This is a genomic window from Candidatus Pelagibacter sp. HIMB1542 (genome assembly GCF_052047835.1).
Lineage (GTDB): Bacteria > Pseudomonadota > Alphaproteobacteria > Pelagibacterales > Pelagibacteraceae > Pelagibacter.
Genome location: NZ_JBNAJB010000001.1, coordinates 98,563 through 122,339 on the forward strand (window position 1 = coordinate 98,563; position 23,777 = coordinate 122,339).

The 23,777-nt window shown below is 30.9% G+C and carries 23 protein-coding genes; 21 read left to right on the top strand and 2 right to left on the bottom strand.

The window, feature by feature from the left end; genetic code table 11:
* The first annotated feature begins 2 nt into the window (after positions 1 to 2).
* From miaA to msrB, 19 genes are all read left to right on the top strand, one after another.
* Positions 3 to 911, top strand: a complete 909-nt coding sequence (gene miaA, locus ACTTBI_RS00545; RefSeq protein WP_440652172.1) for a tRNA (adenosine(37)-N6)-dimethylallyltransferase MiaA — start codon at positions 3 to 5, stop codon at positions 909 to 911.
* Positions 912 to 963: 52 nt separating this feature from the next.
* Entirely contained in the window at positions 964 to 2,730 is a 1,767-nt protein-coding gene (locus ACTTBI_RS00550; RefSeq protein ID WP_440652173.1) for an acetolactate synthase 3 large subunit, read from the top strand.
* A 5-nt stretch (positions 2,731 to 2,735) separates the two neighbouring features.
* Positions 2,736 to 3,284, top strand: a complete 549-nt coding sequence (gene ilvN / locus ACTTBI_RS00555) for an acetolactate synthase small subunit (protein WP_075506264.1) — start codon at positions 2,736 to 2,738, stop codon at positions 3,282 to 3,284.
* 17 nt (positions 3,285 to 3,301) lie between these two features.
* Positions 3,302 to 4,324, top strand: coding sequence for a ketol-acid reductoisomerase (gene ilvC / locus ACTTBI_RS00560; protein WP_440652174.1), 1,023 nt, complete (start codon positions 3,302 to 3,304; stop codon positions 4,322 to 4,324).
* A gap of 80 nt (positions 4,325 to 4,404) precedes the next feature.
* Entirely contained in the window at positions 4,405 to 5,967 is a 1,563-nt protein-coding gene (locus tag ACTTBI_RS00565; protein ID WP_440652175.1) for an ABC transporter substrate-binding protein, read from the top strand.
* Between the two features lie 62 nt (positions 5,968 to 6,029).
* Positions 6,030 to 7,013, top strand: coding sequence for an ABC transporter permease (locus ACTTBI_RS00570; protein WP_440652176.1), 984 nt, complete (start codon positions 6,030 to 6,032; stop codon positions 7,011 to 7,013).
* Positions 7,006 to 7,938 (top strand): ABC transporter permease, encoded by a 933-nt coding sequence (locus ACTTBI_RS00575; protein ID WP_440652177.1) that lies wholly within the window; start codon positions 7,006 to 7,008, stop codon positions 7,936 to 7,938. The genes ACTTBI_RS00570 and ACTTBI_RS00575 overlap by 8 nt, the downstream gene beginning before the upstream one ends.
* Entirely contained in the window at positions 7,935 to 9,614 is a 1,680-nt protein-coding gene (locus ACTTBI_RS00580) for a dipeptide ABC transporter ATP-binding protein (RefSeq protein WP_440652178.1), read from the top strand. The genes ACTTBI_RS00575 and ACTTBI_RS00580 overlap by 4 nt, the downstream gene beginning before the upstream one ends.
* Positions 9,615 to 9,717: 103 nt before the next feature.
* On the top strand, positions 9,718 to 11,289 hold the full coding sequence (locus tag ACTTBI_RS00585) for a 2-isopropylmalate synthase (protein ID WP_440652179.1): 1,572 nt from the start codon (positions 9,718 to 9,720) through the stop codon (positions 11,287 to 11,289).
* Positions 11,289 to 12,323, top strand: coding sequence for a rod shape-determining protein (locus tag ACTTBI_RS00590; protein ID WP_262590321.1), 1,035 nt, complete (start codon positions 11,289 to 11,291; stop codon positions 12,321 to 12,323). The genes ACTTBI_RS00585 and ACTTBI_RS00590 overlap by 1 nt, the downstream gene beginning before the upstream one ends.
* A 3-nt stretch (positions 12,324 to 12,326) precedes the next feature.
* A complete protein-coding gene (gene mreC, locus ACTTBI_RS00595; RefSeq protein ID WP_440652180.1) occupies positions 12,327 to 13,172 on the top strand; it encodes a rod shape-determining protein MreC in 846 nt (281 codons plus the stop codon).
* Positions 13,172 to 13,690 carry a rod shape-determining protein MreD gene (mreD, locus tag ACTTBI_RS00600; protein WP_440652181.1) on the top strand — a complete coding sequence of 173 codons (519 nt, stop codon included), beginning with the start codon at positions 13,172 to 13,174 and terminating at the stop codon, positions 13,688 to 13,690. Before mreC ends, mreD begins: the two co-directional genes overlap by 1 nt.
* The gene (gene mrdA, locus ACTTBI_RS00605) at positions 13,683 to 15,587 is read left to right on the top strand and encodes a penicillin-binding protein 2 (RefSeq protein WP_440652182.1); all 1,905 of its coding nucleotides are present in this window, start codon (positions 13,683 to 13,685) and stop codon (positions 15,585 to 15,587) included. Before mreD ends, mrdA begins: the two co-directional genes overlap by 8 nt.
* Positions 15,587 to 16,711 carry a rod shape-determining protein RodA gene (gene rodA / locus ACTTBI_RS00610; protein WP_440652183.1) on the top strand — a complete coding sequence of 375 codons (1,125 nt, stop codon included), beginning with the start codon at positions 15,587 to 15,589 and terminating at the stop codon, positions 16,709 to 16,711. The genes mrdA and rodA overlap by 1 nt, the downstream gene beginning before the upstream one ends.
* Positions 16,712 to 16,779: 68 nt before the next feature.
* A complete protein-coding gene (locus ACTTBI_RS00615) occupies positions 16,780 to 18,021 on the top strand; it encodes an NAD(P)/FAD-dependent oxidoreductase (RefSeq protein ID WP_262590326.1) in 1,242 nt (413 codons plus the stop codon).
* Positions 18,022 to 18,918: a DMT family transporter gene (locus ACTTBI_RS00620; RefSeq protein WP_440652184.1), complete on the top strand. Its 897-nt coding sequence runs from the start codon at positions 18,022 to 18,024 to the stop codon at positions 18,916 to 18,918.
* Positions 18,911 to 19,861, top strand: coding sequence for a D-2-hydroxyacid dehydrogenase family protein (locus ACTTBI_RS00625; RefSeq protein ID WP_262590328.1), 951 nt, complete (start codon positions 18,911 to 18,913; stop codon positions 19,859 to 19,861). The genes ACTTBI_RS00620 and ACTTBI_RS00625 overlap by 8 nt, the downstream gene beginning before the upstream one ends.
* 2 nt (positions 19,862 to 19,863) lie before the next feature.
* A complete protein-coding gene (locus ACTTBI_RS00630; RefSeq protein WP_440652185.1) occupies positions 19,864 to 20,757 on the top strand; it encodes a histone deacetylase family protein in 894 nt (297 codons plus the stop codon).
* Positions 20,758 to 20,759: 2 nt separating this feature from the next.
* On the top strand, positions 20,760 to 21,134 hold the full coding sequence (msrB, locus tag ACTTBI_RS00635; protein ID WP_075506251.1) for a peptide-methionine (R)-S-oxide reductase MsrB: 375 nt from the start codon (positions 20,760 to 20,762) through the stop codon (positions 21,132 to 21,134).
* A gap of 8 nt (positions 21,135 to 21,142) precedes the next feature.
* Here msrB and grxC read toward each other — a convergent pair whose 3' ends face one another.
* Entirely contained in the window at positions 21,143 to 21,400 is a 258-nt protein-coding gene (gene grxC / locus ACTTBI_RS00640) for a glutaredoxin 3 (protein WP_075506250.1), read from the bottom strand.
* Positions 21,401 to 21,403: 3 nt separating this feature from the next.
* On the bottom strand, positions 21,404 to 21,700 hold the full coding sequence (locus ACTTBI_RS00645) for a TIGR03643 family protein (RefSeq protein WP_075506249.1): 297 nt from the start codon (positions 21,698 to 21,700) through the stop codon (positions 21,404 to 21,406).
* Between the two features lie 122 nt (positions 21,701 to 21,822).
* Between ACTTBI_RS00645 and ACTTBI_RS00650 the strand changes: the two genes are divergently transcribed.
* Positions 21,823 to 22,437 carry a LysE family translocator gene (locus ACTTBI_RS00650; RefSeq protein WP_440652186.1) on the top strand — a complete coding sequence of 205 codons (615 nt, stop codon included), beginning with the start codon at positions 21,823 to 21,825 and terminating at the stop codon, positions 22,435 to 22,437.
* 84 nt (positions 22,438 to 22,521) lie between these two features.
* Entirely contained in the window at positions 22,522 to 23,760 is a 1,239-nt protein-coding gene (locus ACTTBI_RS00655; protein ID WP_440652187.1) for an amino acid ABC transporter substrate-binding protein, read from the top strand.
* Positions 23,761 to 23,777: the final 17 nt, after the last annotated feature.

Sequence of the window (23,777 nt, forward strand, 5' to 3'; positions counted from 1 at the left end):
TAATGGATTTGAAATCCAAGATAATTTTAATTTCAGGACCTACAGCATCTGGAAAATCAAGTTTTGCAATTAAACTTGCAAAAAAAATTAATGGAGAAATTATTAATGCAGATAGTATGCAAGTTTATAAGCAACTTAAAATTTTGTCAGCAAGACCTAGCCCAAAAAATTATCAGTCAATAAAACATCATTTATATGGTTTCCAAGATGCAAAGAAAAGTTTTTCAACCGGTGATTGGCTTAAAATTGCAAATAAAAAAATAATTGAAGTTAAAAATAGAAAAAAAGTTCCAATTCTTGTAGGAGGAACTGGACTTTACTTCAAAGCATTAACTGATGGTTTGGTTCAAATTCCGAAAATTCCAGTAAGGTTTAGAAATAAAATTAGAAATCTAAATAAAAAAATTGGCCAAAATAAATTTTACAAGCAATTATTAAAACTGGATCCTCTTTCAAAAAATAAAATTAATTCAACGGATACCCAAAGATCAATAAGAGCTTTTGAAGTTAAAAAGTTTACAAAGAAATCTCTTCATAAATGGTTTAAAAATACTAAGTCAAACTATTTAGAAGAAGATTTTTTAAAAATTTATATTGATTATCCACGTGATGAGTTGGTTGAAAGAATTCATCAAAGAACCGGAAAAATGATTAAAATGGGTGCCGTGAATGAGGTTAAAAGATTTTTAAAACTAAAAATTAATGAACAAATGACTGCATGTAAAGCTATTGGAATAAATGAAATTCATGAATATTTAGCAAAAGAAAAAAAAATTGATGAAATCAAAGAAAAAATATCAATAAAAACTAGACAATACGCTAAAAGACAAAGCACATGGGCTCGAGGAAACATGAGTGATTGGGTTAAGCTTAAGCCATCTGAGATTAATAATCTTTTAAAAAAAATTTAATTTTTCCATACTTAACCTTGACCAATCAGCACAACTTCAGCTAGATTGCGAAATGCCAAAATTATTAACCGGAGCTGAAATCGTATTTAAGTGTCTTGAAGACCAAAAGGTAAATCATATCTTTGGTTATCCTGGTGGTGCTGTACTGCCAATATATGATGAGTTAAAAAATCATCCATCTATTAAACATATTCTTGTAAGACACGAGCAAGGTGCAGGTCATGCAGCTGAAGGTTATGCAAGATCATCTGGAAAACCTGGTGTTGTTTTAGTTACTTCAGGCCCTGGTGCCACTAACGTCGTTACAGCTTTAACTGATGCATACATGGACTCAGTTCCAATGGTTTGTATTTCTGGTCAAGTTCCAACACACCTTATTGGTACGGATGCATTTCAAGAATGTGACACAACAGGAATTACAAGACCATGCACAAAACATAACTGGTTAGTAAAAGATATCAACGACCTTTCAGATGTTATGCATGAAGCATTTAAAGTTGCAACAACTGGAAGACCAGGTCCTGTATTAATTGATATTCCAAAAGATATTCAATTTGCAAAAGCAAAATATAAAAAACCAAAAAAAGAAAAAAGATTAAATGGCAAATCTCACAGTAAGTTTTCAACTGATGAAATTGACCAATTAATTAATTTAATTAGTAAAGCAAAGAAGCCAATAATTTATAGTGGCGGAGGCGTAATTAATTCAGGACCAAAAGCAAGTGAAGCTCTTAAAAAATTTGTTGTGCTAACAGGATTTCCAATTACTTCAACTTTGCAAGGTCTAGGTGCTTATCCTGGAGACGATAATCAGTTTTTAGGAATGCTAGGAATGCACGGAACTTATGAAGCAAACAATGCAATGCATGACTGTGATTTATTAATAAACATTGGCGCAAGATTTGATGACCGTATTACTGGAAAAATTGATGAGTTCTCTCCTAATTCAAAAAAAGTTCATATTGATATTGATCCATCATCAATTAATAAAATTATTAAAGTAGATCTTGCAATCGTAGGTGATGTAATGAAAGTAATTGATAAAGTAAACAAAACAATTGCTAAAAAGAAAAATGGTAATGGTAAATCAAATAAACCAAATATTGCAAAATGGTGGGAACAAATTCAAAAATGGAGAAGTAAAGACTCTTTAAATTTTATTAACAGTGAAGATAGCATAAAACCTCAACATGCTGTTCAAAGACTTTATGAGTTAACAAAAAATAAAGATACTTATGTAACAACAGAAGTAGGTCAGCATCAAATGTGGGCTGCTCAACATTATAAATTTAACAAACCCAATAGATGGATGACTTCAGGTGGATTAGGAACCATGGGTTATGGATTACCAGCAGCTGTTGGAGTTCAAGTAGCTCATCCAGAAAAATTAGTTATTGATATTGCAGGAGAAGCATCAGTTTTAATGACAATGCAAGAGATGTCCACGGCTGTTCAATACAATTTGCCAATAAAAATATTTATTTTGAATAACCAGTACATGGGAATGGTAAGACAGTGGCAAGAGCTTCTTCATGAAAAGAATTATTCTGAAAGTTATTCAGAAGCATTACCAGATTTTATGAAAATGGCTGATGCTTATGGCTGTAAAGGAATTAAGGCTGATAATCCATTAGAGCTAGATGAAAAAATTCAAGAAATGGTTGACCATAATGGTCCTGTTATTTTTGATTGTCATGTGGATCCAAATGAAAACTGTTTCCCAATGATACCTTCAGGTAAACCTCATAATCAAATGATCTTAGGACCAAACGATCAAGAAGAGAATAAAATAAAAGGAAAAGGCAAAGCCTTAGTTTAATCAAAATGCCAAAATCAAAGTCAGCTTATAGCTCTCCATCTATAAAACAAAAATCAGATACTTATATTTTTGTAGTTTGGGTAGATAATGAAGCGGGTGTTCTTGCAAGAGTGGTTGGCCTGTTTTCTGGCAGAGGTTATAATATTGAGTCTTTGGCAGTAGCAGAAATTGATGCTATCAAAAACATATCCAGAATAACAATTGTAACAACTGGAACACCACAAGTAATTGACCAGATTAGACTGCAATTAACCAAATTAGTTCCTGTACACAAAGTTGCTGAATTTAAAAGAGACGATAAAGACGTGATTTTTAAAGAGATGGCTTTATTTAAAATTGTAGGTAAAAAAAATAAAATTGAGAAATGTTTAAATGCTTGTAAAAAATTTAACCCAGTAGTATTGGATGAAACAAAATCATCTGCAGTTATTCAAATAACAGCACTTAGACGAGAGATTGATAAAATGAACAAAAAATTAAAACCCTTGGGACTTATAAGCACTTCAAGAACAGGGGCTGTTGCAATGACAAGAGGTGCAAAAATTTTTAACTAATTAATAGGAGATAAATTATGAAAATGTTTTATGAAAAAGATGCAGATGTAGATTTAATTAAAAATAAAAAAATTGCGATTTTTGGTTATGGGAGCCAAGGCCACGCTCATGCACTTAATCTAAAGGATAGTGGAGTTAAAGAAATTGTTGTTGCGTTAAGAGAAGGTTCATCAAGTGTTGCTAAGGCTGAATCAAAAGGTTTAAAAGTGATGAATTTATCTGATGCAGCTGCTTGGGCAGATGTTGTTATGATATTAACTCCAGATGAATTACAAGCTGAAATTTATAAAAATCATATTGAACAAAGAGTGAGAGAAGGAACAAGTATTGCTTTTGCTCATGGTTTAAATGTTCACTATGACTTAATTAAAGCAAGAAAAGATTTAGATGTATTTATGGTTGCTCCAAAAGGACCTGGTCATTTAGTAAGAAGCGAATATGAAAAAGGTGGTGGAGTTCCATGTTTGTTTGCTGTTCATCAAGATGGATCTGGTAAAGCAAGAGATTTAGCTCTTTCCTATGCTTCAGCAGTAGGTGGAGGAAGATCAGGTATTATTGAAACTACTTTCAAAGACGAAGTTGAAACAGACTTATTTGGTGAACAAACTGTTTTATGTGGTGGTTTAGTTGAACTAATTAAAAATGGATATGAAACTTTAGTTGAAGCTGGGTATGAACCAGAGATGGCATATTTCGAAACAGTTCATGAAGTTAAATTAATTGTTGATTTGATCTATGAAGGTGGAATTGCAAATATGAATTATTCAATTTCAAATACTGCTGAATATGGTGAGTATCAATCTGGTCCAAGAATTATCAATAAGGAAGAAACAAAGAAAAGAATGAAAGAAGTTTTGGCAGATATTCAATCAGGTAAATTTACCAAAGAGTGGATGGATGAGTGCAAAACTGGTCAAAAAAACTTTTTAGCAACTAGAGCGAAATTGGCTGAACATTCTGTAGAAAAAGTTGGGGCAGAGCTAAGAGCCATGATGCCTTGGATAAGTAAGAAAAAATTAGTTGATAGCGATAAAAATTAATTATTAATAGAATTTTATATCTGTAATAATCTTTTTTTTTCACTTATAATTTTTTTATAAATTTAAAAAAGAGGTTAATTATGAAAGCTAAAAATTTAGTAAGAATATTACTATCATTAGTTCTGGTATTTGGATTTTCTTCAGCATGGGCAAAAACTATCAAATGGTCAATGCAAGGAGACAGTCTTACACTAGATCCACACGCACAAAACGAAGGTCCAACCACTCAAGTATCTAGACAAGTTTATGAAGCTCTTGTTCAAAGAGCAGTAGATATGAAAATTGAACCAGCGTTAGCAAGAAAATGGACAGCTACAGATCCTAATACTTGGATCTTTAATTTAAGAGAAGATGTAAAATTTTCTGATGGTTCTAAAATGACATCAGCTGATGTTGTATTTAGCATATTAAGAGCTAAACAAAGAACATCTGATTTCAAAGAATATATAAGCACAATATCTGATGTTAAAGCGGTTGGGGAATATGCTGTTAAAATTACAACAAGCAAACCTAATCCTATACTTTTAAATCAACTGTCAAACATTTTTATAATGTCTAGAGCTTGGTCTGAAAAAAACTTTGCAATGTCTCCTCAGAATTGGGATGCAGGACAAGAAACTTTTTCAGCAACTAATGCTTTGGGAACGGGTCCATTTAAAATTACTTTGAGAGAACCAAACACAAAAACAGTGTTTAAAAGAAATAAGCATTGGTGGGGTGATATGGAAGATGATGGCATAAAGCAAATTGAGTTACTTCCAATTAAAAATGCCGCAACAAGAGTAGCCGCCTTACTATCTGGTGAGATTGATTTAGTGACTGATGCACCTGTTCAAGATTTAAAAAGAATTGGTTCTTCTTCAGGACATCAAGTTGTAAGTACACCGCAGATGAGAACAATCTTTTTAGGAATGGATCAAGCAGCAGATAAATTAAGAACTGGAAACACTGGTGATAATCCTTTCAAGAAAAAAGAAGTTAGACAAGCTCTTTATCAAGCAATTGACATTGATGCTATCAAGAAAAAAGTAATGAGAGGTCTAAGTGAGCCAGCTGGAATAATTACATTCCCAGGAGTAAATGGTTACACAGCAGAACTTGATAAAAGATTACCTTATGATGTTGATGCAGCAAAAAAACTTTTAGCTAGCGCAGGTTATCCTAACGGGTTCGATGTAGAACTAAGATGTCCAAACGATAGATATGTAAACGATGAAGCAATTTGTACAGCTGTTGTTGGAATGTTAGGTAAAATTGGAGTTAATGTTAACTTGTTTGCTCAAACAAAAAGTAAACACTTCAAAGAGCTAAAAGATGACCAAGGTGATTTTTATATGCTTGGATGGGGTGTACCAACTTTAGACAGTCATTACGTATTTCATTATTTATATGAAACAGGTGCTAGTTGGAACAAAGTTAACTTCAGTAACCCTGATGTAGATGCTGCAATTAGAGTTATGGAAGGTGAAGTTGATTTAGATAAAAGAAACGCTGCAATTGCAAATGCTTGGAAAATTGTAAAAGATGATATTGCTTATCTTCCTTTACACCACCAAGTTATTTCTTGGGCATCTAAAAGTAACGTGAACGTTCCTATCAGACCTAATAACGAACCGTTATTTAGAGCTGCTAGCGTAAATTAAATTAAAATTATTATAAGCCCCTTAAATTTATAAGGGGCTTATAAATTTAAAATCCTCATAAATTGATAAAGTATTTTTTTAAAAGATTATTTCAATCAGCTTTGGTAATGCTAGTTGTTGCCTTTGTTTCTTTCTCTTTATTTAATTTTGTTGGAGACCCAATAAACAACATGGTAGGAGAAGAAACTTCAGATGAAGAAAGAGCTGAATTAAGAGAAACATTGGGTTTAATGGATCCAATTCATGTTCAATTCTCAAGATTTGTAATTAATGCGTCTAAAGGGGAGTTTGGTATTTCTTATCAATTAAGAAGACCTGTGTCTGAACTGATTGTTGAGAGATTACCAGCTACTATTGAGCTTGTTGTAATTTCTGCTTTGATAGCATTAGTAACAGGAACTCTTTTAGGAGTTTATACAGGTATAAATAGAAAGGGTTTTTTAAGTGACTTTGTTTTAGCAATTTCATTGCTTGGAGTGTCACTCCCCACATTTGTAATTGGTATATTATTTATTTACTTATTTGCTGTAATTCTAGGAGTACTTCCTTCTTTTGGTAGAGGAGAAGTTGTTGATATAGGATTTTGGACAACAGGTTTTTTAACAGTTTCAGGTCTTAAAGCTATAATTCTTCCATCAGTTACATTAAGTCTTTTTCAAATGACATATATCATCAGGCTAGTAAGAGCTGAAATGATGGAAATCTTACAAACTGATTATATAAAATTTGCCAGAGCACGTGGAATTAGTGAAGATAGTATTAAATATAAACACGCACTAAAAAATGGTTTGATACCTGTAATAACGATTGCTGGAATTAATATTGGAACTTTAATCGCGTTTTCAATTATTACTGAAACTGTTTTTCAATGGCCTGGAATGGGTTTCTTGTTTATTCAAGCTGTTCAGTTTGTGGATATACCAATTATGTCAGCTTATTTAGTTTTCATCGCATTTGTTTTTGTGATGATAAATTTTATAGTTGATATCCTATATTATTTTATTGATCCAAGAATTAGAGTTAAAGGAGATGCCGCAAGTGGATGATAATTTAAATTTAACAAGATGGGAAAGAATCAAGGATAGTGATATCTATCATAGCTTCATAAAATCTCCGACAGCAATTATATCTTCAGCAATTTTATTTGTTATTTTTTTCTGTTCTTTTTTTATTGAATTTTTAACACCTTACACTCCTTTTGATCCATCATCTTTATCTTTGATGGATGCATTTACACCGCCATCTTGGACAGAAGATGGTTTAGCGCAATTTATTCTAGGAACAGATGGTCAAGGAAGAGATATGTTATCAACCATTTTATACGGATGTAGAATATCTCTTATTGTTGGTTTTGCTGCAATTATATTTAGTCTAGTTCTTGGTGTTGGTTTAGGATTAACAGCTGGATATTTTGGCGGCAAATATGAAATGGTAGTAATGAGGCTTACAGATGTCCAGTTGACTGTACCAAGTATATTGATGGCACTCTTGGTTGATGGAATAGCAAGAGGATTAATTTCAAGAGAAATGCATGATGAAATGGCCATATATGTTTTAATTTTTGCTATTGGAATTTCCGAATGGCCACAGTTTGCAAGAGTATCTAGGGCAGCAACTTTGGTAGAAAAAAATAAAGACTATGTTTCTGCCTCAACGATAATTGGTGTTTCAAATATAGTAATTATGTTTAAACATATTTTACCAAATATTATGAGACCAGTTTTGGTCATCGGTACAATTGGTCTAGCTCTTGCTATCTTGGCAGAGTCGACTTTAAGTTTTTTGGGTGTTGGGGTTCCACCAACAACTCCTTCTTTAGGTACATTAATAAGATTAGGAAATGATTTTTTATTTTCTGGAGAATGGTGGATTACATTTTTTCCAGCAATTTTTTTGGTGATTTTAGCTTTTTCCATTAATTTATTAGGAGATTGGATGAGAGACACTTTAAATCCAAAATTAAAAAAATGAGTTTTTTAAAAATAAATAATTTAAGTGTTGATTATAAAATGCGTAAAGAGACTGTTTACGCAGCCAAAAATGTAAATATTGAGGTAAACAAAGGTGAAATTTTAGGATTGGTTGGAGAGTCTGGCTCTGGAAAAAGCACTGTTGGAAATGCTATTATTAATTTAATTGATGAACCAGGAAAAGTCTCGAGTGGATCAGTAATTTTGGGAGACTTAAATATTCATGAAAACTCAGAGAGTATAATCAAATATCGAGGTAATAAAATTGGATTAATATTTCAAGACCCACAAACATCTTTAAATCCAATATTAACAGTTGGTGAACAGTTAATTGAAACTATACAAACTCATCTAAATTTAAGCAAAGAGGTAGCAAAAAATAAATCTATTAATTTATTAAAAGAAGTTGGAATTAAGGATGCTGAAAAAAGATTTAATGATTATCCTCATCAGTTTTCAGGAGGAATGAGACAAAGAGTAGTTATTTCTTTGGCCTTATGTTGCGAACCAGAATTACTAATTGCTGATGAACCTACTACTGCTCTAGATGTTTCTATTCAATCACAAATTTTAGATTTAATTAAAAAACTAACAAAAGAAAGAAACTTAGCTGTGATTTTAATTACTCATGATATGGGTGTTATTGCTGAAACTGCCAATCGTGTAGCTGTGATGAAAAGTGGAAATTTAGTTGAAATTGGCGAAACAAAAAAAATATTAACAACTCCTCAACAAAGTTATACTAAAAGTCTTGTAAGTTCGGTTCCACCTACTAACAAGAAAATTTCAAGATTTGTAATAGTAGAAAAAGAAAATAAAAATAAAGAAAATAACATCAAAATTTTGAATAGATGGACTAAAAAAGAAATTACCAATCAAGATTTAGTTCAAGTAAAAAATCTAAATAAAAGTTTTGATGAAAATTTTTTTACAGAAAATTCTAAAAATTCTGTGTTAGCTGTAAATAATGTTTCATTCGAAATAAAAGAAGGTGAGTCATTTGGATTAGTAGGTGAAAGTGGTAGCGGAAAATCAACTATTGCAAAAATGATTGTAAATTTATTTAAACCTTCATCAGGAGATATATTTTTTGATAAAACTTGTATTACAAAGATAAAAAATAGGTCAGAGCTAATGAAATTTAGAAAACAAATACAAATGATTTTTCAAGATCCCTATTCATCATTAAATGGTAGATTAAAAGTAAAAGATATTATTGCTGAGCCTATTACGCTTCACAATCCTTCGATATCTAATTCTGATCTAAATAATTATGTCTATGATTTATTAGACTCTGTTGAAATGTCTAAAAAATCAGCAGATAGATATCCACATGAATTTTCTGGTGGTCAAAGACAAAGAATTTCGATTGCGAGAGCTTTAGCAACTCAGCCAAGACTCTTAGTTTGTGATGAACCCACATCTGCATTAGACGTTAGTATTCAAGCACAAATACTAAATTTGTTAAAAGATCTTCAAGAGCAATTAAATTTAACTATTTTATTTATTAGTCATGACTTACCGGTTGTAAGACAAATGTGTGATAGAATTGGAGTTCTAAAAGATGGTAAGTTATGTGAAGTTTCAAATACTGAGGATTTATTTTTGAACCCTAGCCATGAATACACAAAGGAACTTTTGCACTTGATGCCTAAAATTGAGTCTATTTATAATTAATATTTGTATCACCTAAAATGAATGAAAAAATTAAGCTATTTATACTAATTATTTTGCAATCTCTCTTATAGATTGTATTATAGATTTTCCAAAAATTTTTATTATGAGCTACAAAGATAGAGTATTTATATTTGATACAACTATGCGTGATGGCGAGCAATCACCTGGCGCATCGATGAGTTTAGAAGAAAAAATTCAGATTGCTCGAGTATTTGATGAATTGGGAATTGATATTATCGAAGCAGGTTTTCCTATAGCATCACCAGGAGATTTTGAGGCAGTTTCTGAAGTTAGTAAGATTTTAAAAAATTCTATTCCAGCAGGATTATCTAGACATTCAGTAAAAGATATTGATAGAGCTTATGAAGCACTAAAGCATGCTCCTAGATTTAGAATACATACTTTTATTTCTACAAGTCCATTACATATGAAGCATAAATTAAATATGTCACCTGAAGATGTTTATGAGTCAATTGGTAAACACGTTTCTTATGCAAGAAAATTTACTGATGATGTTGAGTGGTCATGTGAAGATGGGACAAGAACTGATATGGATTATATGTGTAAAACAGTTGAGCTTGCAATTAAAAATGGAGCAACAACAATTAATATTCCTGATACTGTTGGTTATACAATACCATCTGAGTTCACAACAATTATTGAAACGCTCTTAAATAAAGTTCCTAACATTGATAAAGCAATTTTATCTACTCATTGCCATAATGATTTAGGCTTAGCGGTAGCTAATTCTTTAGCTGGCGTTCAAGCAGGTGCAAGACAAATTGAATGTACTATTAATGGTTTAGGTGAGAGAGCAGGTAATGCTGCATTAGAAGAAGTTGTAATGGCAATTAAGACAAGACCAGACTTAATGCCTTACGAAACTGGAATTAACACAACTTTATTAAGCAAGGCATCAAAGATAGTTTCAAATGCTACTGGATTTCCAGTCCAATATAATAAAGCAATTGTTGGAAAAAATGCATTCGCACATGAGGCAGGCATTCATCAAGATGGAATGTTAAAAAATAGACAGACTTATGAAATTATGACCCCAGAGAGTGTTGGAGTTAAACAAACCTCATTAGTAATGGGCAAACATTCTGGACGTCATGCTTTTAAAGATAAATTAAACAGTTTGGGTTATCCAGATTTAACAGATGATGTAGTAGGAAATGCATTTGCAAAGTTTAAGGTTTTAGCAGATAAGAAAAAACATGTTTATGATGAAGATATTATTGCACTAGTCGATGATAGTTTAATTGTTGATAATAAAGTTAGCGCAATTAACTTAAAATCATTAAAAGTATTTGCTGGTACAGGAGAACCTCAAAAAGCAGAGATGACTTTAGATGTATATGGAGATGTAAAACAAGCTGCAGAAACTGGGGATGGACCAGTTGATGCAATATTTAAATGTATAAAAACTCTTTATCCTCATGATGTAAATTTACAGCTTTATCAAGTGCATGCTGTAACTGAAGGCACCGATGCTCAAGCAACCGTAAGTGTAAAAATTGAGGAAAATGGAAAAACTACTGTGGGTCAAGCAGCAGATACTGATACTTTAGTTGCTTCTGCAAATGCTTACATAAATGCTTTAAATAAAATGATAATTAAACGAGATAAAACAGCTCCAATGGAGCAAGAAAGTCAAAAGGTAAGGGGAATATAATGGGATTATTCGATAGTGTTAAAAAAGTTTGGAGCCAAGATATGGCAATTGATCTTGGAACAGCAAATACATTAGTGGTATTAAAAGGAAAAGGTGTTGTTCTTAATGAACCATCTGTTGTTGCAATTGTTGATCAAGGCGGAAAGAAAAATGTTTTAGCTGTTGGTGATGAAGCCAAAACAATGCTTGGAAGAACACCTGGGAACATTAGTGCTATCAGACCTTTAAGAGATGGTGTTATAGCAGACTTTATAGTTACAGAAGAGATGATCAAACACTTTATAAAAAAAGTTCATAAAGGAAGTACTTTTGCCAATCCTAGAATTTTAATTTGTGTACCAACTGGGTCAACACCAGTTGAAAGAAAAGCAATCCAAGACAGCGCATTAGCTGCGGGAGCAAGAAGAGTTCAATTAATTGAAGAACCAATTGCTGCAGCTATTGGAGCTGGACTTCCAATTTCTGAAGCCACAGGGTCAATGATTGTCGATATAGGTGGTGGCACCAGTGAGATAGCAGTCATGTCACTAGGTGGATTGGTTTATTCTAAATCTTTAAGAGTTGCTGGTGATGCAATGGATACAGCAATAGTTAATTATATGAGAAAAGAATATAATTTGCTTATTGGAGATACTACTGCTGAAAAAATTAAAAAGGAAATGGGTACAGCTGTTCCAACAGGAACTAACACTTACCCAGTAAAAGGTAGAGATTTAAGATCAGGTACTCCTAAAGAAGTAAATATTACTGAGGAAGATACTGCTGAGGCACTAAATGATATATTGAAAGAAATGGTTAGTGCAATAAAAGATGCTTTAGAAAATACTCCTCCTGAATTATCCGCTGATCTAGTAGATATGGGTCTTACTTTAACTGGTGGTGGAGCCTTATTAAAAAATATTGATAAAAGATTCTCAAAGGAAACAGGTTTACCAGTACATGTTGCTGATGATCCATTGTCTTGTGTTGCAGTTGGAACTGGTAAAGCTTTGGATCAGGAGGAAACTTTTTCTACTATGTTGTCTGAATATTAAAAGATGGTAAAAGGCAGAGACGACTTTGTAATTGCCTTAAGATCAGTTTTTTTAAAAAAGAAAGATCAACAAAAGTTTTCACTTATAAGCTTAATTATTTTATCTGTTGTTGTAATAATTTTAAGTAATTTTAATTTTAAACCAATTCAACTTGTTAAATTAGGAATTAACGAAGTAATATATAGATCTTCTTATGTTGTATCTGTACCAGAAAATAAAATTGAAGAGGTAATATCTAAAATTAAATCATACCTTGATTTTTATAAAAATCGTCAAAATCAATTAATTAAAATAGAGAATACAGATGAGATTAAAGTATTAAATACTATTTTAACTGCTGAAAATAAAAGACTTAGAGAGCTGATTGATGAAAGCATAAATTCAGAAGATATATTTGCAAGAGTCTTAATTGATAGAGAAAGTCCATATTTAAAATCAATAGTCTTGAATAGAGGGACTAAAGATAATGTAAAGATGGGAATGACAGTAATGGATCGAAATTATTTGGTCGGTCAAATTATTGAGGTAAATTATTCAAATTCAAGAGCTCTACTTCTGTCAGATTTAAATAGCAAAATACCAGTAGTTATTCAGCCTCCATTTCTACAAGCTGTAGCCTCTGGAACTGGTAAGGATCATGGAATTATTGAATACACCAAAGATGAGTACAAAGAAAATCAGATTGAAAATGAGGCTGTTGTATATACTTCTGGTCTTGCTGGTATTTTTAAACCAGGTATTCCAGTTGGTAAAATAACAAATAGTTCAGATCAACTAAGTTTTTTTTCTGATTTTGGACAATTAACTTTTGTAAAGATTGTAGAATTTAAAATAGGGGAGGGTCAATAATGGCTTCATTGAATAAAAGTACATTTTTTAGATCATTCCTTTCTTATTTGCCGATTATTTTTTTATTTTTTTCAGTGTTTAATGAATTTGACTTTAATTATCTAAAGTTAGAATATTTTTCATTCAACTTTATTTTCATTTTAATTTTTTTTTGGACTTTAAGAAATCCGGATTACCTGGGATATTTCTCAATTTTCTTAGCAGGAATTGTTAACGACGTAGTAATTGGTATCCCAATTGGAATAAGCAGTTTTTGTTACTTACTAATTTGTACCATTACCTCATATATTAGACAAATTACACTAAGTCCAAAATTTATAAATGATTGGCTTTCATTTATTGTTGCTGTTTTGCTTATTAATTCAATTCAAGTAATAATTTTAGATTTAGTATTTTTATATCAGGTAGATTATATGGACTACTTAATAAATTCTGGTTTTACTTTTTTATTTTACCCATTATTTTTTATTTTATTCAACATTTTAAATAGCAAAATTTCAAATAAACAGAATGATTAGTGGTAATTCAGGTATTAGAAAAACAGACGTAATTAATAGACGGATGTTTATTATTGGTGCTGCAAAAATAATTATATTTACAGGAATTATAGCTAGACTTTTTTCTCTGCAAGTTAATGAAAATAAAAAATACCTTACTCTTTCAGATAAAAATAGAATTAGAGAGTGGAAGTTGCCACCAATAAGAGGTGATATAGTGGATTATTTTGGCAATGTCATAGCCGGAAATTTAAAAGTATACCAACTTCATATAATTCCTGAACAAGTTGAAAACTTCAATTATTTGTTAACTCGATTAAAAACTCTACTTAACTTGAGTGATAAAAAAATAGAAAAAATTGTAAAATCAAAAAATAAATTAAAACCTTGGGAAAGTATTATTGTTTCTGAAAATTTATCTTGGAGTGATTTTTTAAAAATAAATAATTATTTGTATGACTTAGTTGGTGTTAAACCAGTTATGACCATTTCAAGAAATTACCCTTTTAGCGAAACTTATACTCATATTCTAGGATATGTCAGTCAACCTAATGAAGAAGAGATTTTGGCTAATGAAACAGTTCAAGAAAGATTTGTTCCAGGTATGAAAATTGGAAAATTAGGTCTAGAAAAAACTTTAGAAAATTACTTGATTGGTACAAATGCCATCCAAAGGTATGAAGTAAATGCTTATGGAAAAAGGATTAATCAACTTGAGCATCAAAAAGGAAAACAAGGTTTAAGAGTAAGATTAACTGTTGATACTGAGGTTCAAAAAGCTTGTGGAAAACTTTTAAATGAACGAGCTGGATCTATAAGTGTGATGGATATTTATACGGGTGATATCATAGCAATGTACTCTTCTCCTTCTTATGACCCAAACAAATTTTTATTTGGAATAAGTAATGATGATTGGTCATTAATTAGAAATAATCCATTAAAACCACTAGTAAATAAGACACTTGCAGGACTTTATTCTCCGGGATCTACAATAAAACCAATTGTAGCTTTATCTGCTTTAGAAAACAAAATTGTTAGTCCAAGTTTTAAAGTTAAATGCACTGGCAAGATGGAGCTCTATGGACAGACTTTTCACTGTTGGAAAGAAAAAGGTCATGGATTTGTAAGTTTAAAAAATGCAATGAAACAATCATGTGATACTTATTTTTATGAAGTTTCAAGATTACTAGGAGTAGATCGATTAAATATTACAGCTGAAAAATTTGGACTTGGTAAAAAAGTGTTAGGAGATTATTTTGATTTTGAGAAACCAGGTTTGTTTCCAAACACTAAATGGAAAAAAAATAATCTTGGAAAAGGATGGGTGCTTGGAGAAACATTAATAACTGGAATAGGTCAAGGTTATACGCAAACAACTCCACTTCAATTATGCCTTATGACAGCTCAGATTGCTAATGGAGGTTACTCTATAAAACCAAGAATAATAGTTGATAATAATACTGTTTCTTTCGAAGAAGCTAAAAATAAATTTGAAGAAGAGTCTTTATTTTCTGAAAAAAAAAAATTATTTGAGAATCCCAAAAATATAAAAATTGTTCAAGAGGCCATGTTTAGTTCAACTAATGAATTATACGGCACATCATATAAATCTAGAATAGATGATCCAAAATATCAATTTGCTGGCAAAACTGGAACTGCGCAAGTTAAGAGAATTAGCATGCGAGAAAGAGAACTTGACCTTAAAATTGAGCAAATCCCTTATAAAGACCGAGATCACGCATTATTTGTTGCTTATGGTCCTTATATTAATCCAAGATATGCATTAAGTATTATAGTTGAGCATGGTGGCTCAGGAAGTAAAACTGCAGCACCAATTGCAAAAGAATTGTTCAAATTAATAATTGATAGAAACGATTTAAGAAATAAACAAAAAAATTTTGAGGAAATAGAAATTTGATGTTTCAACACGATAGATTAAATAACGAACTTACTTTCTGGCAAAAGGTTAAAGAGTTAGATTATGTTTTACTGATAAGTATATTTTTACTTTCAATATTAAGTTTATTTGTGATGTATTCAACAGATGGAGGAGAAATTCTATTTCATACAAAAAGTCATTTTAGTAAAATAGTAGTTTTTTTCCCTTTAATGATATTAATTGCGTTTTTTAATATTAGATGGTGGCACAACTTATCATACTTGTTTTATATAGCTGTAATTCTTCTACTAATTTATGTTTCTTTTTTTGGAATAAAATCATCAGGCTCAAGAAGATGGATGGATTTATATTTATTTAATTTACAGCCATCCGAGTTAATGAAAATAGCAATTATACTTTGCTTAGCAAAATATTATCACAGGGTTAAAATTGAAAATGTAAACTCAGTTACAAGTATCATGAAAGTTATTACTATAATTTTAATACCAATTATTATGGTGCTCTCTCAACCAGATTTAGGAACTTCAATTCTCATTGCATCAAGTGGACTAATTGTTTTATGGTTGGGAGGCGTTAAGATAAAATATTTTATTTATTCTTTTATAGTTTTTTTAATATCACTACCTTTTGTAATTTCTTTCTTAAAGCCTTATCAAAAATTGAGAATATTGACTTTTTTAGACCCTGATAGAGATCCATTGGGCGCTGGTTATCAAATAATTCAGTCAAAAATAGCAATAGGTTCTGGTGGCTTAGAGGGTAAAGGTTTTTTAAAAGGCACACAAAGTTATTTGGATTTTTTACCTGAAAAACATACTGATTTTATATTCACTTTGTTTTCTGAAGAGTTTGGATTTATAGGATCAGTAGGATTATTAATTTTGTATTCAATTATTATTATCAGAATTTTGAGAATAGGTGCTATCTCAAGAAGCAATTTTTCAAGGTTATTCTGTTTTGGATTTGCTTTTGCAATATTCATTTACATTGTTGTAAATCTTTCAATGGTTTTAGGTTTATTGCCAATTGTTGGTTCTCCATTACCGATAATGTCCTATGGGGGTTCCTCTATGTTAGCAACTATGATCGGATTTGGTATTGTTCTTAGCGCCAAGATAAATCACAAACAGATGATTGCTTAAAATATTTAATTTAATTAAGCATAATTTGTCACTATGAAACTTTAATTTTTTAATTGTATAACGTCTTTATGAATAAGAACATTAAGGTTGGAATAGTTGGTGCAGGTATCCAAGGTGTTTCAAATGCATTGTTCCTTCAAAAAAAGGGATTTAATGTAACAATATTTGATAGAGATAATCCTGGAAGCCAAGCAGCCTCGTATGGAAATGCAGGACATTTCTCGCCTTATGCTTCACTTTCTTTAAATAGAACTGATGTCTTAGCGGATGTTCCGGCTATGTTATTAAGTTCAACAGGTCCTCTAGCTTTAAAATGGAATTATGTTCCAAAAATGATTCCATGGTTCATGAAATTTATCATGAACACCACAAAAACTAAGATGATGCACACAGCAAAAAATATGCATCAAATTTTAGATTTAGCTCTACCGGCGTATGATGAATTATTTGATGAAATAGATCTTGAAGGATTAGTGGAAAACAAAGGAATACTTTATATCTGGAATGATCAAGATTTAAAAAGTAGGGAATTAGAAATTAGAGTTAGAGATGAATTGGGAGTAAAGCAGCAACTAGTTAATAAAGCTGAAATTCATGATTTAGAACCCCATATTAAACCTTTCTATCATGCTGGAGTTTACTATCCTTATGCAAGACATGCTCGAAATCCAAAAAGAATCCTTTTAAAATTATTTGATCTATTTTTACAAAAAGGTGGAAAGTTTAACAAAGTAAATATTAAAGATATAAAATTTGATGATGAAAAACCTATTTTTAAAACTGAAACACAAAGTTATGTTTTTGATAAAGCAGTAATTGCTTGTGGCGCTTTTTCTAAAAAATTGACTGACAATTTAGATGAACAAATTCCTCTAGATACTGAAAGAGGATATCATGTTCATTTTAAAAACTGTGATCATTTATTAAGCCGACCAGTAATATTTTCAAACCGTGGTTTTGGAATTACACCAATGGAACAAGGATTAAGAGTAGTGGGTACAGTTGAATTTGGTGGATTAGAAAATCCTTTGTCAAAATCTAGAGTTAAAAATTTAATTAATAATGCAAAATATATGCTTGGTGATTTACCCGAGCATGAGGATGAGTGGTTAGGATTTAGACCAACTTTACCAGACTTTTTACCTGTCATGGGGCCATCAAAAAATTATAAAAATGTTTATTATTGTTTTGGACATCATCATTTAGGATGGACTTTAGGCCCAATTTCTGGAAAGATTGTTTCAGGAATGATTGCGAACGAAAATACAAACTTAGATTTAAAACCTTACAGTTCGTTAAGATTTAGTTAAGTGGGTCAGAACGCCAAAGCATATTTAATGTTGGTTTGTGCAACATTATTTTGGGCAGGCAATTTTACAATTGCGAAGTTTGCATACTTGCAAAACATACCACCAAATACTCTTTCATTTTTAAGATGGTGTCTTGTATGGATAATTTTATTTCCCTTTACGTATCAGGAAATATTTAAATTAAAGTATAAAATTAAAGAAAATTTATATTTATTTTTTATCCTTGGTTTTACCAGTGTTTGTATATTTACTTCATTTACTTATAATGCTTTAAATCATACCCAGGTAATCAATGCATCTCTTTTTAATACTGCAATACCAGTTACAATAATTTTAGTTTGTTTTTTGTTAAAAATTGAAAAAACAAATATTTTTCAATTATCAGGCCTGTTTATTTCTGTATTAGGTATTTTAGCTATTATCACACGATTGGATCTTAATATTTTGCTTTCTTTAAATTTTAATAAAGGAGATTTATTTATGATAGGTGCGATAATTGCATGGGGAGTTTATTCAGCATATTTAAGAAAAAGAAATTTTGATGTTTCTTTACTTGCCCTTGTACAAATCATATGCACGTTTGGCCTAATATTTCTTTTGCCTTTATTTTTTATCGATATAATTCAAGATAAAGTTGTAGAGATAAATAGTAACTTTTTTTATATTTTATTTTATATTGCTTTGTTTCCAAGTATTGGCTCTTACTATTGTTGGGCAGGTGCTGTGGCGATTATTGGAGCCAATCGGGCAGGAATTTTTTTATCATTAATTCCTTTATTCAGTACAATTTTTGCAATCATACTTTTTAATGAAAAATTTTTATTTTTTCATTTAATTGGGTCTATTTTAATTATATTAGGTCTATTTTTATCAAACAAAAAAATTAAAAATGCTTAAAGTAGCTATATTAGATGATTACCAAAATGTTGCTCAACAATTTGTTGATTTAGAAAAATTATCTGGAAAATATGAATTTAAAATTTTCAGTGAACCTTTCGTAGATGAGGCAGATGCTATTGATCAATTAGCTGATTTTGAGGCTCTTTTGATAATGAGGGAAAGAACCCCAATTACAAAAAATCTAATTGATAATTTAAGTGATTTAAAATTTGTTATCACGAGTGGATTAAGAAATAGATCTATAGACCTAGAAGCTGCTAAAAAAAGAAAAATTATAGTTTGTGGGACAGATATTAATATCAATCCTACTCCTGAACTAACTTGGGCATTAATTCTTGGCTTAGCTAGAAATTTTAAAGAAGAGTTTGATAATATGTATCAAGGATACTGGCAAACTACTATTGGTGTTGAGCTAAAAGGAAAAATATTAGGATTAATTGGATTGGGAAGAGTAGGAAGTGAAGTTGCAAAAATTGGAAAAGCTTTTGGAATGCAAGTTATGGCTTGGAGTGAAAATTTAAGTTTAGATAAATGCAAAGAGCTAGATGTCTTGCCATGTAGCAAAGATGATTTGATTAAGAACTCAGATGTTTTATCTATTCATGTGCAAGGTGGAGAGAGATATAAAGATTGCATAACATTAAAAGAGTTAGACAATATGAAGAAGACAGCTTTTTTAATTAATACTTCGAGAGGTCCAATAGTTAATGAAGATGATTTAATTATAGCATTATCAACTAATGTAATTGCTGGAGCTGGAATCGATGTTTATGAAAAAGAACCTTTGCCTGAAAATAATAAATTAAGATTTTTACCTAACGCTTTGTTAACTCCACATATAGGATATGTAACAGCAGAAAATTACAGTATTTTTTACAATCAAATGATTGAGGGATTAGAGGCTTGTGTTAATGGAAAGCCAATTAGAGTTTTAGAGTAACCATGGAGTTACCAGTTGTAAATCACGAAGATTATTTTGCAAAAATTGGAGATGATCATAAATTTCCAATAAATAAATTTAGTGAACTTGCAAATTATTTAATTAAAAAAAATTTAGTCAAAAAGTTTCACAAACCTTATCCATGCTCATCTGAAACATTAAAGTTTGCTCACTCTGAAAAATATATAAATGATATCAAAAATAAAACTTTAGATAAAGATGGTGTTAAAAAAATAGGTTTTCCTTTGGTAGATAGTGTTGTTAAGAGATCTTTGGTTGCAACAGGGGGTACTGTGTTGGCATCAAAACTTTCAATTAATTATGGAATTTCTTGTAATACGGCTGGAGGGAGTCACCACGCAAATTACAATGGTGGTGCTGGTTACTGTGTATTTAATGATGTAGCAGTTGCAGCTCATTATTTGCTTAACAGGGGTCTGGCCAATAGAATTTTAATTGTAGATCTTGATGTTCATCAAGGAAATGGCAATTCAGATATTTTTAAAGAAAATAGAAACGTTTTTACATTTAGCATGCATTCAAAAACTAATTATCCTGCAAAAAAATCTATTAGTGATTTAGATGTAGAGTTAGAAGACAACACAGAAGATGATACTTACATCAAAACTTTAAAGCACTATTTAACAGAGTTAAATCAAGAAAATTTTGATTTTGTATTTTATATCGCAGGAGTAGATATTCATTTTAATGATCGATTAGGAAAATTAAATATTTCTGATCAAGGTGTAAAGTTGAGAGATGAGCTTGTTGTAGAAAATTTTTATTCAAAAAGAATACCTTTTTGTGGAGTTTTAGGAGGAGGATACAATAAAGATTTTGAAAAATTAGTGGAATTGCACTCTTTGTTGCATCAAACTTGTGCTAAGTATATTTGAATATGACAAAAAAAATTAACCCCAACCTAACCGCTGAACAGAAATTAATTTTATTTGAGGAAGGCACAGAACTTGCTGGATCAAGTGAACTTAATCATGAAAAAAGAGAAGGAAGTTTTCATTGTGCAAATTGTGGTGAGAAGTTATTTGACTCAAATACTAAATATGAAAGTGGATCTGGTTGGCCATCTTTTTATGAATCTTTACCAGATGTTTTTGAAACAAAAACAGATTATCATTTAGGTTATGGAAGAACAGAGTATCATTGTAAAAAATGTGGTGGTCACCATGGACATATATTCGATGATGGTCCAGAGCCAACTGGAAAAAGATATTGCAATAATGGTGTCTGTTTAGTTTTTAAACCAAAAGCTTAAAAATAATTTTAATTTTTTAACAAATCTTGAAGTTTATTTTCTTTTTCTAGGGCCCTTACTTCATCATAGCCACCTATATGCTGCTCATCAAAAAAAATTTGTGGAATTGTTCTTTTTCCATTTGCTTTTTTAATCATTTCATCCATTGCACCTTCAACTTTTGAAATATCAATTTCATTATATGGAGCATTGTTTCTTGTTAATAATCTTTTTGCAGCCTCACAATAGTTACATAGGGGGCCAGTATACATGGTAATTTTTTTCATAACTTATAGATAGTCACCTTTTTTAATTTTACTAGTGATTTCTTTTCTAGAATATTCAAATTTTTTTCTATGTTTGATACTTTTTTGATTTACTCTTTTTCTCCACAATCTAAATGATGATGGTTTTAAAGATCTTCTCATAATTTTAATTACATCAGATTCTCGCTTCCCCGTTTTTTTCTCAATTTCCTCAAAAGTAATTCTGTCTGCCCATGCCGCCCAAATTACCCAGTCTGGGTCATCAATACTGGGTTCAGGATTTTTAACTTTAGTTACTGGGGTGTAGCCTTTTTTTTTCATAAATCCTTTATATTTGAAAAAAAAATTTAATGCATTTTTTTTACCCTCTGATATTATGATTTAGATAGTCCTTCTTAGCCATCTTTAGCTCCCGGTTTTTAAGGACTATCTTCTCTAAAAATATGCTTCCTTTAGAATTCATACTTTATTTACAGATTATCATTTTTTTATTCATTACTCCCGGCACTCCTAGAATAGTTATAATTTCTTACTCAATGAATTATGGTGTTGGGAAATGTGTTTGGTCAGCGCTTGGAGATGTTACTGCAAATTTAATTCAAGCTACTTTGGTAATTTTTGTAATAGGTTCTTTTTTTTCAGAAAATTCATTAATTCTTAATATTTTTAAATGGATTGGAGTTCTTTACATTTTATATCTTGCTTATGATATTTATAAGTCTCGTCCAAAAAATTTAAAAGATAAGGAAGAAGTCTCAAAAAGTAATTTATCTTTTTTTAGAGATGGATTTTTAGTTGCAGGAACCAGTCCTAAAGCTTGGATGTTTTTTCCTTTTATATTTCCACAATTTATTGATTTTAGTTCCAATCTTTTAGCTCAATTTACAATTTTAATTACAACTTACATTGTATTAGATTTTTTATCCTTGATTGGTTATGCAATACTTGCACAAAAATTGATTAAATGGATTACTGCAAATCCGAAAACTATTAATACAATTTCAGCGAGTGTTTTAGTCATTATTGCTGGAATTATTGTTATTACACAACAGTATTAAACTCATACTAGGTCTTTATTCCCACTTGCATTGTGTGAAAATTGTTTATTTAATTGATTATTAATTAATTAAAGGGGAAATAAAATGAAGTTAAATAAAATAATTTTAAGTTTTGTTTCTGCATTAGTAATTTTATTTTCAACTTCTATTGCATCTTTTGCAAAGGTAGTTGGTGACAAAATTATTTTAGGTGCTGCAATTTCCTTAACTGGTAAGTACTCATCAAATGGTGTTCATACTCAAAATGGTTATAACATGGCCGTTGACAGAATTAATAGCATGGGTGGTGTAAAAGTTGGTGGAAAAACTTATAAGTTTGACATTATCTATTACGATGATGAATCAAACCCTAAGAGAGCTGCACAGCTTGCAGAAAGATTAATTTCACAAGATGGTGTTGAATTTATGCTTGGCCCATACAGTTCAGGTCTTACAAAAGCTATTGCACCTGTAACTGAAAAATATGGTGTTCCAATGGTAGAGGCGAATGGTGCTTCTAGATCTTTGTTTACCAAAGGTTACAAATATCTATTTGCAGTATTAGCTCCGGCAAACTTATATCTTGATGTAGCAATTGAAACAGCAGTTGAGCTAAATGGTGGAAAACCAGTAAGAATTGCTCAAGCATTTGAACAAGATGCTTTTTCACAAGATGTTAGATTAGGTATTTTAGATGCTGCAGAAAGAACTGGATCTAAAATCATCATCGATGACAAACTGCCTAAAGAGTTAAATGATATGGCTGCAACTTTGGTTAAAGTTAAACAAATGAAGCCAGATGTTTTGGTTGTATCAGGTCATACTAAAGGTGCATTGACTGCAGTAAGACAAATTGCTGAAATGAAGGTTGATGTTCCGATGTTGGCTATGACTCACTGTGATGCAGCGAAATTATCAAAACAACATGGTGCTAATTCTCAGTATGCACTATGTGCTTCTCAATGGCATAAATCTCTAACTTATAAAGATGATTTCTTTAAAGATGGAATGACTTATGCTGCAGACTTTGAGAAAGAGTTTGGATATGATCCACCATACCAATCTGCTGAGTCTTCAGCTGCGTTATTGGTGTTCAAAGATGCATTTGAAAGAGCCAATTCTTTTGATCAAAAGAAAGTAAGAGATGCTCTTGCAGATACTAATATGCAAACATTCTATGGAAATATTAAATTTGCACCTGGCGGTCAGAACGTTGATAAGCCAATGGTACTTTTCCAAGTAATGTGTGATGATGCTGGTAAGTGTGAAAACAAAGTTGTTGCTCCATTAAAATGGGCATCTGCTAAATTAATTCACCCAATGCCTAAGTGGTCTGAAAGATAATAATTAAAAATTGAGCC

What these genes read in the sequence shown, in the direction of transcription:
- ilvC (WP_440652174.1), top strand. Translation starts at nt 3,302, where the DNA reads ATGAAAATGTTTTATGAAAAAGATGCAGATGTAGATTTAATTAAAAAT.
- ACTTBI_RS00625 (WP_262590328.1), top strand. Translation starts at nt 18,911, where the DNA reads ATGCTTAAAGTAGCTATATTAGATGATTACCAAAATGTTGCTCAACAA.
- ACTTBI_RS00655 (WP_440652187.1), top strand. Translation starts at nt 22,522, where the DNA reads ATGAAGTTAAATAAAATAATTTTAAGTTTTGTTTCTGCATTAGTAATT.
- grxC (WP_075506250.1), bottom strand. Translation starts at nt 21,400, where the DNA reads ATGAAAAAAATTACCATGTATACTGGCCCCCTATGTAACTATTGTGAG.
- ACTTBI_RS00650 (WP_440652186.1), top strand. Translation starts at nt 21,823, where the DNA reads ATGCTTCCTTTAGAATTCATACTTTATTTACAGATTATCATTTTTTTA.
- ACTTBI_RS00550 (WP_440652173.1), top strand. Translation starts at nt 964, where the DNA reads ATGCCAAAATTATTAACCGGAGCTGAAATCGTATTTAAGTGTCTTGAA.
- ACTTBI_RS00615 (WP_262590326.1), top strand. Translation starts at nt 16,780, where the DNA reads ATGAATAAGAACATTAAGGTTGGAATAGTTGGTGCAGGTATCCAAGGT.
- ACTTBI_RS00585 (WP_440652179.1), top strand. Translation starts at nt 9,718, where the DNA reads ATGAGCTACAAAGATAGAGTATTTATATTTGATACAACTATGCGTGAT.
- ilvN (WP_075506264.1), top strand. Translation starts at nt 2,736, where the DNA reads ATGCCAAAATCAAAGTCAGCTTATAGCTCTCCATCTATAAAACAAAAA.
- ACTTBI_RS00630 (WP_440652185.1), top strand. Translation starts at nt 19,864, where the DNA reads ATGGAGTTACCAGTTGTAAATCACGAAGATTATTTTGCAAAAATTGGA.
- miaA (WP_440652172.1), top strand. Translation starts at nt 3, where the DNA reads ATGGATTTGAAATCCAAGATAATTTTAATTTCAGGACCTACAGCATCT.
- rodA (WP_440652183.1), top strand. Translation starts at nt 15,587, where the DNA reads ATGTTTCAACACGATAGATTAAATAACGAACTTACTTTCTGGCAAAAG.
- msrB (WP_075506251.1), top strand. Translation starts at nt 20,760, where the DNA reads ATGACAAAAAAAATTAACCCCAACCTAACCGCTGAACAGAAATTAATT.
- mreD (WP_440652181.1), top strand. Translation starts at nt 13,172, where the DNA reads ATGGCTTCATTGAATAAAAGTACATTTTTTAGATCATTCCTTTCTTAT.
- ACTTBI_RS00590 (WP_262590321.1), top strand. Translation starts at nt 11,289, where the DNA reads ATGGGATTATTCGATAGTGTTAAAAAAGTTTGGAGCCAAGATATGGCA.
- ACTTBI_RS00580 (WP_440652178.1), top strand. Translation starts at nt 7,935, where the DNA reads ATGAGTTTTTTAAAAATAAATAATTTAAGTGTTGATTATAAAATGCGT.
- ACTTBI_RS00645 (WP_075506249.1), bottom strand. Translation starts at nt 21,700, where the DNA reads ATGAAAAAAAAAGGCTACACCCCAGTAACTAAAGTTAAAAATCCTGAA.
- mreC (WP_440652180.1), top strand. Translation starts at nt 12,327, where the DNA reads ATGGTAAAAGGCAGAGACGACTTTGTAATTGCCTTAAGATCAGTTTTT.
- mrdA (WP_440652182.1), top strand. Translation starts at nt 13,683, where the DNA reads ATGATTAGTGGTAATTCAGGTATTAGAAAAACAGACGTAATTAATAGA.
- ACTTBI_RS00565 (WP_440652175.1), top strand. Translation starts at nt 4,405, where the DNA reads ATGAAAGCTAAAAATTTAGTAAGAATATTACTATCATTAGTTCTGGTA.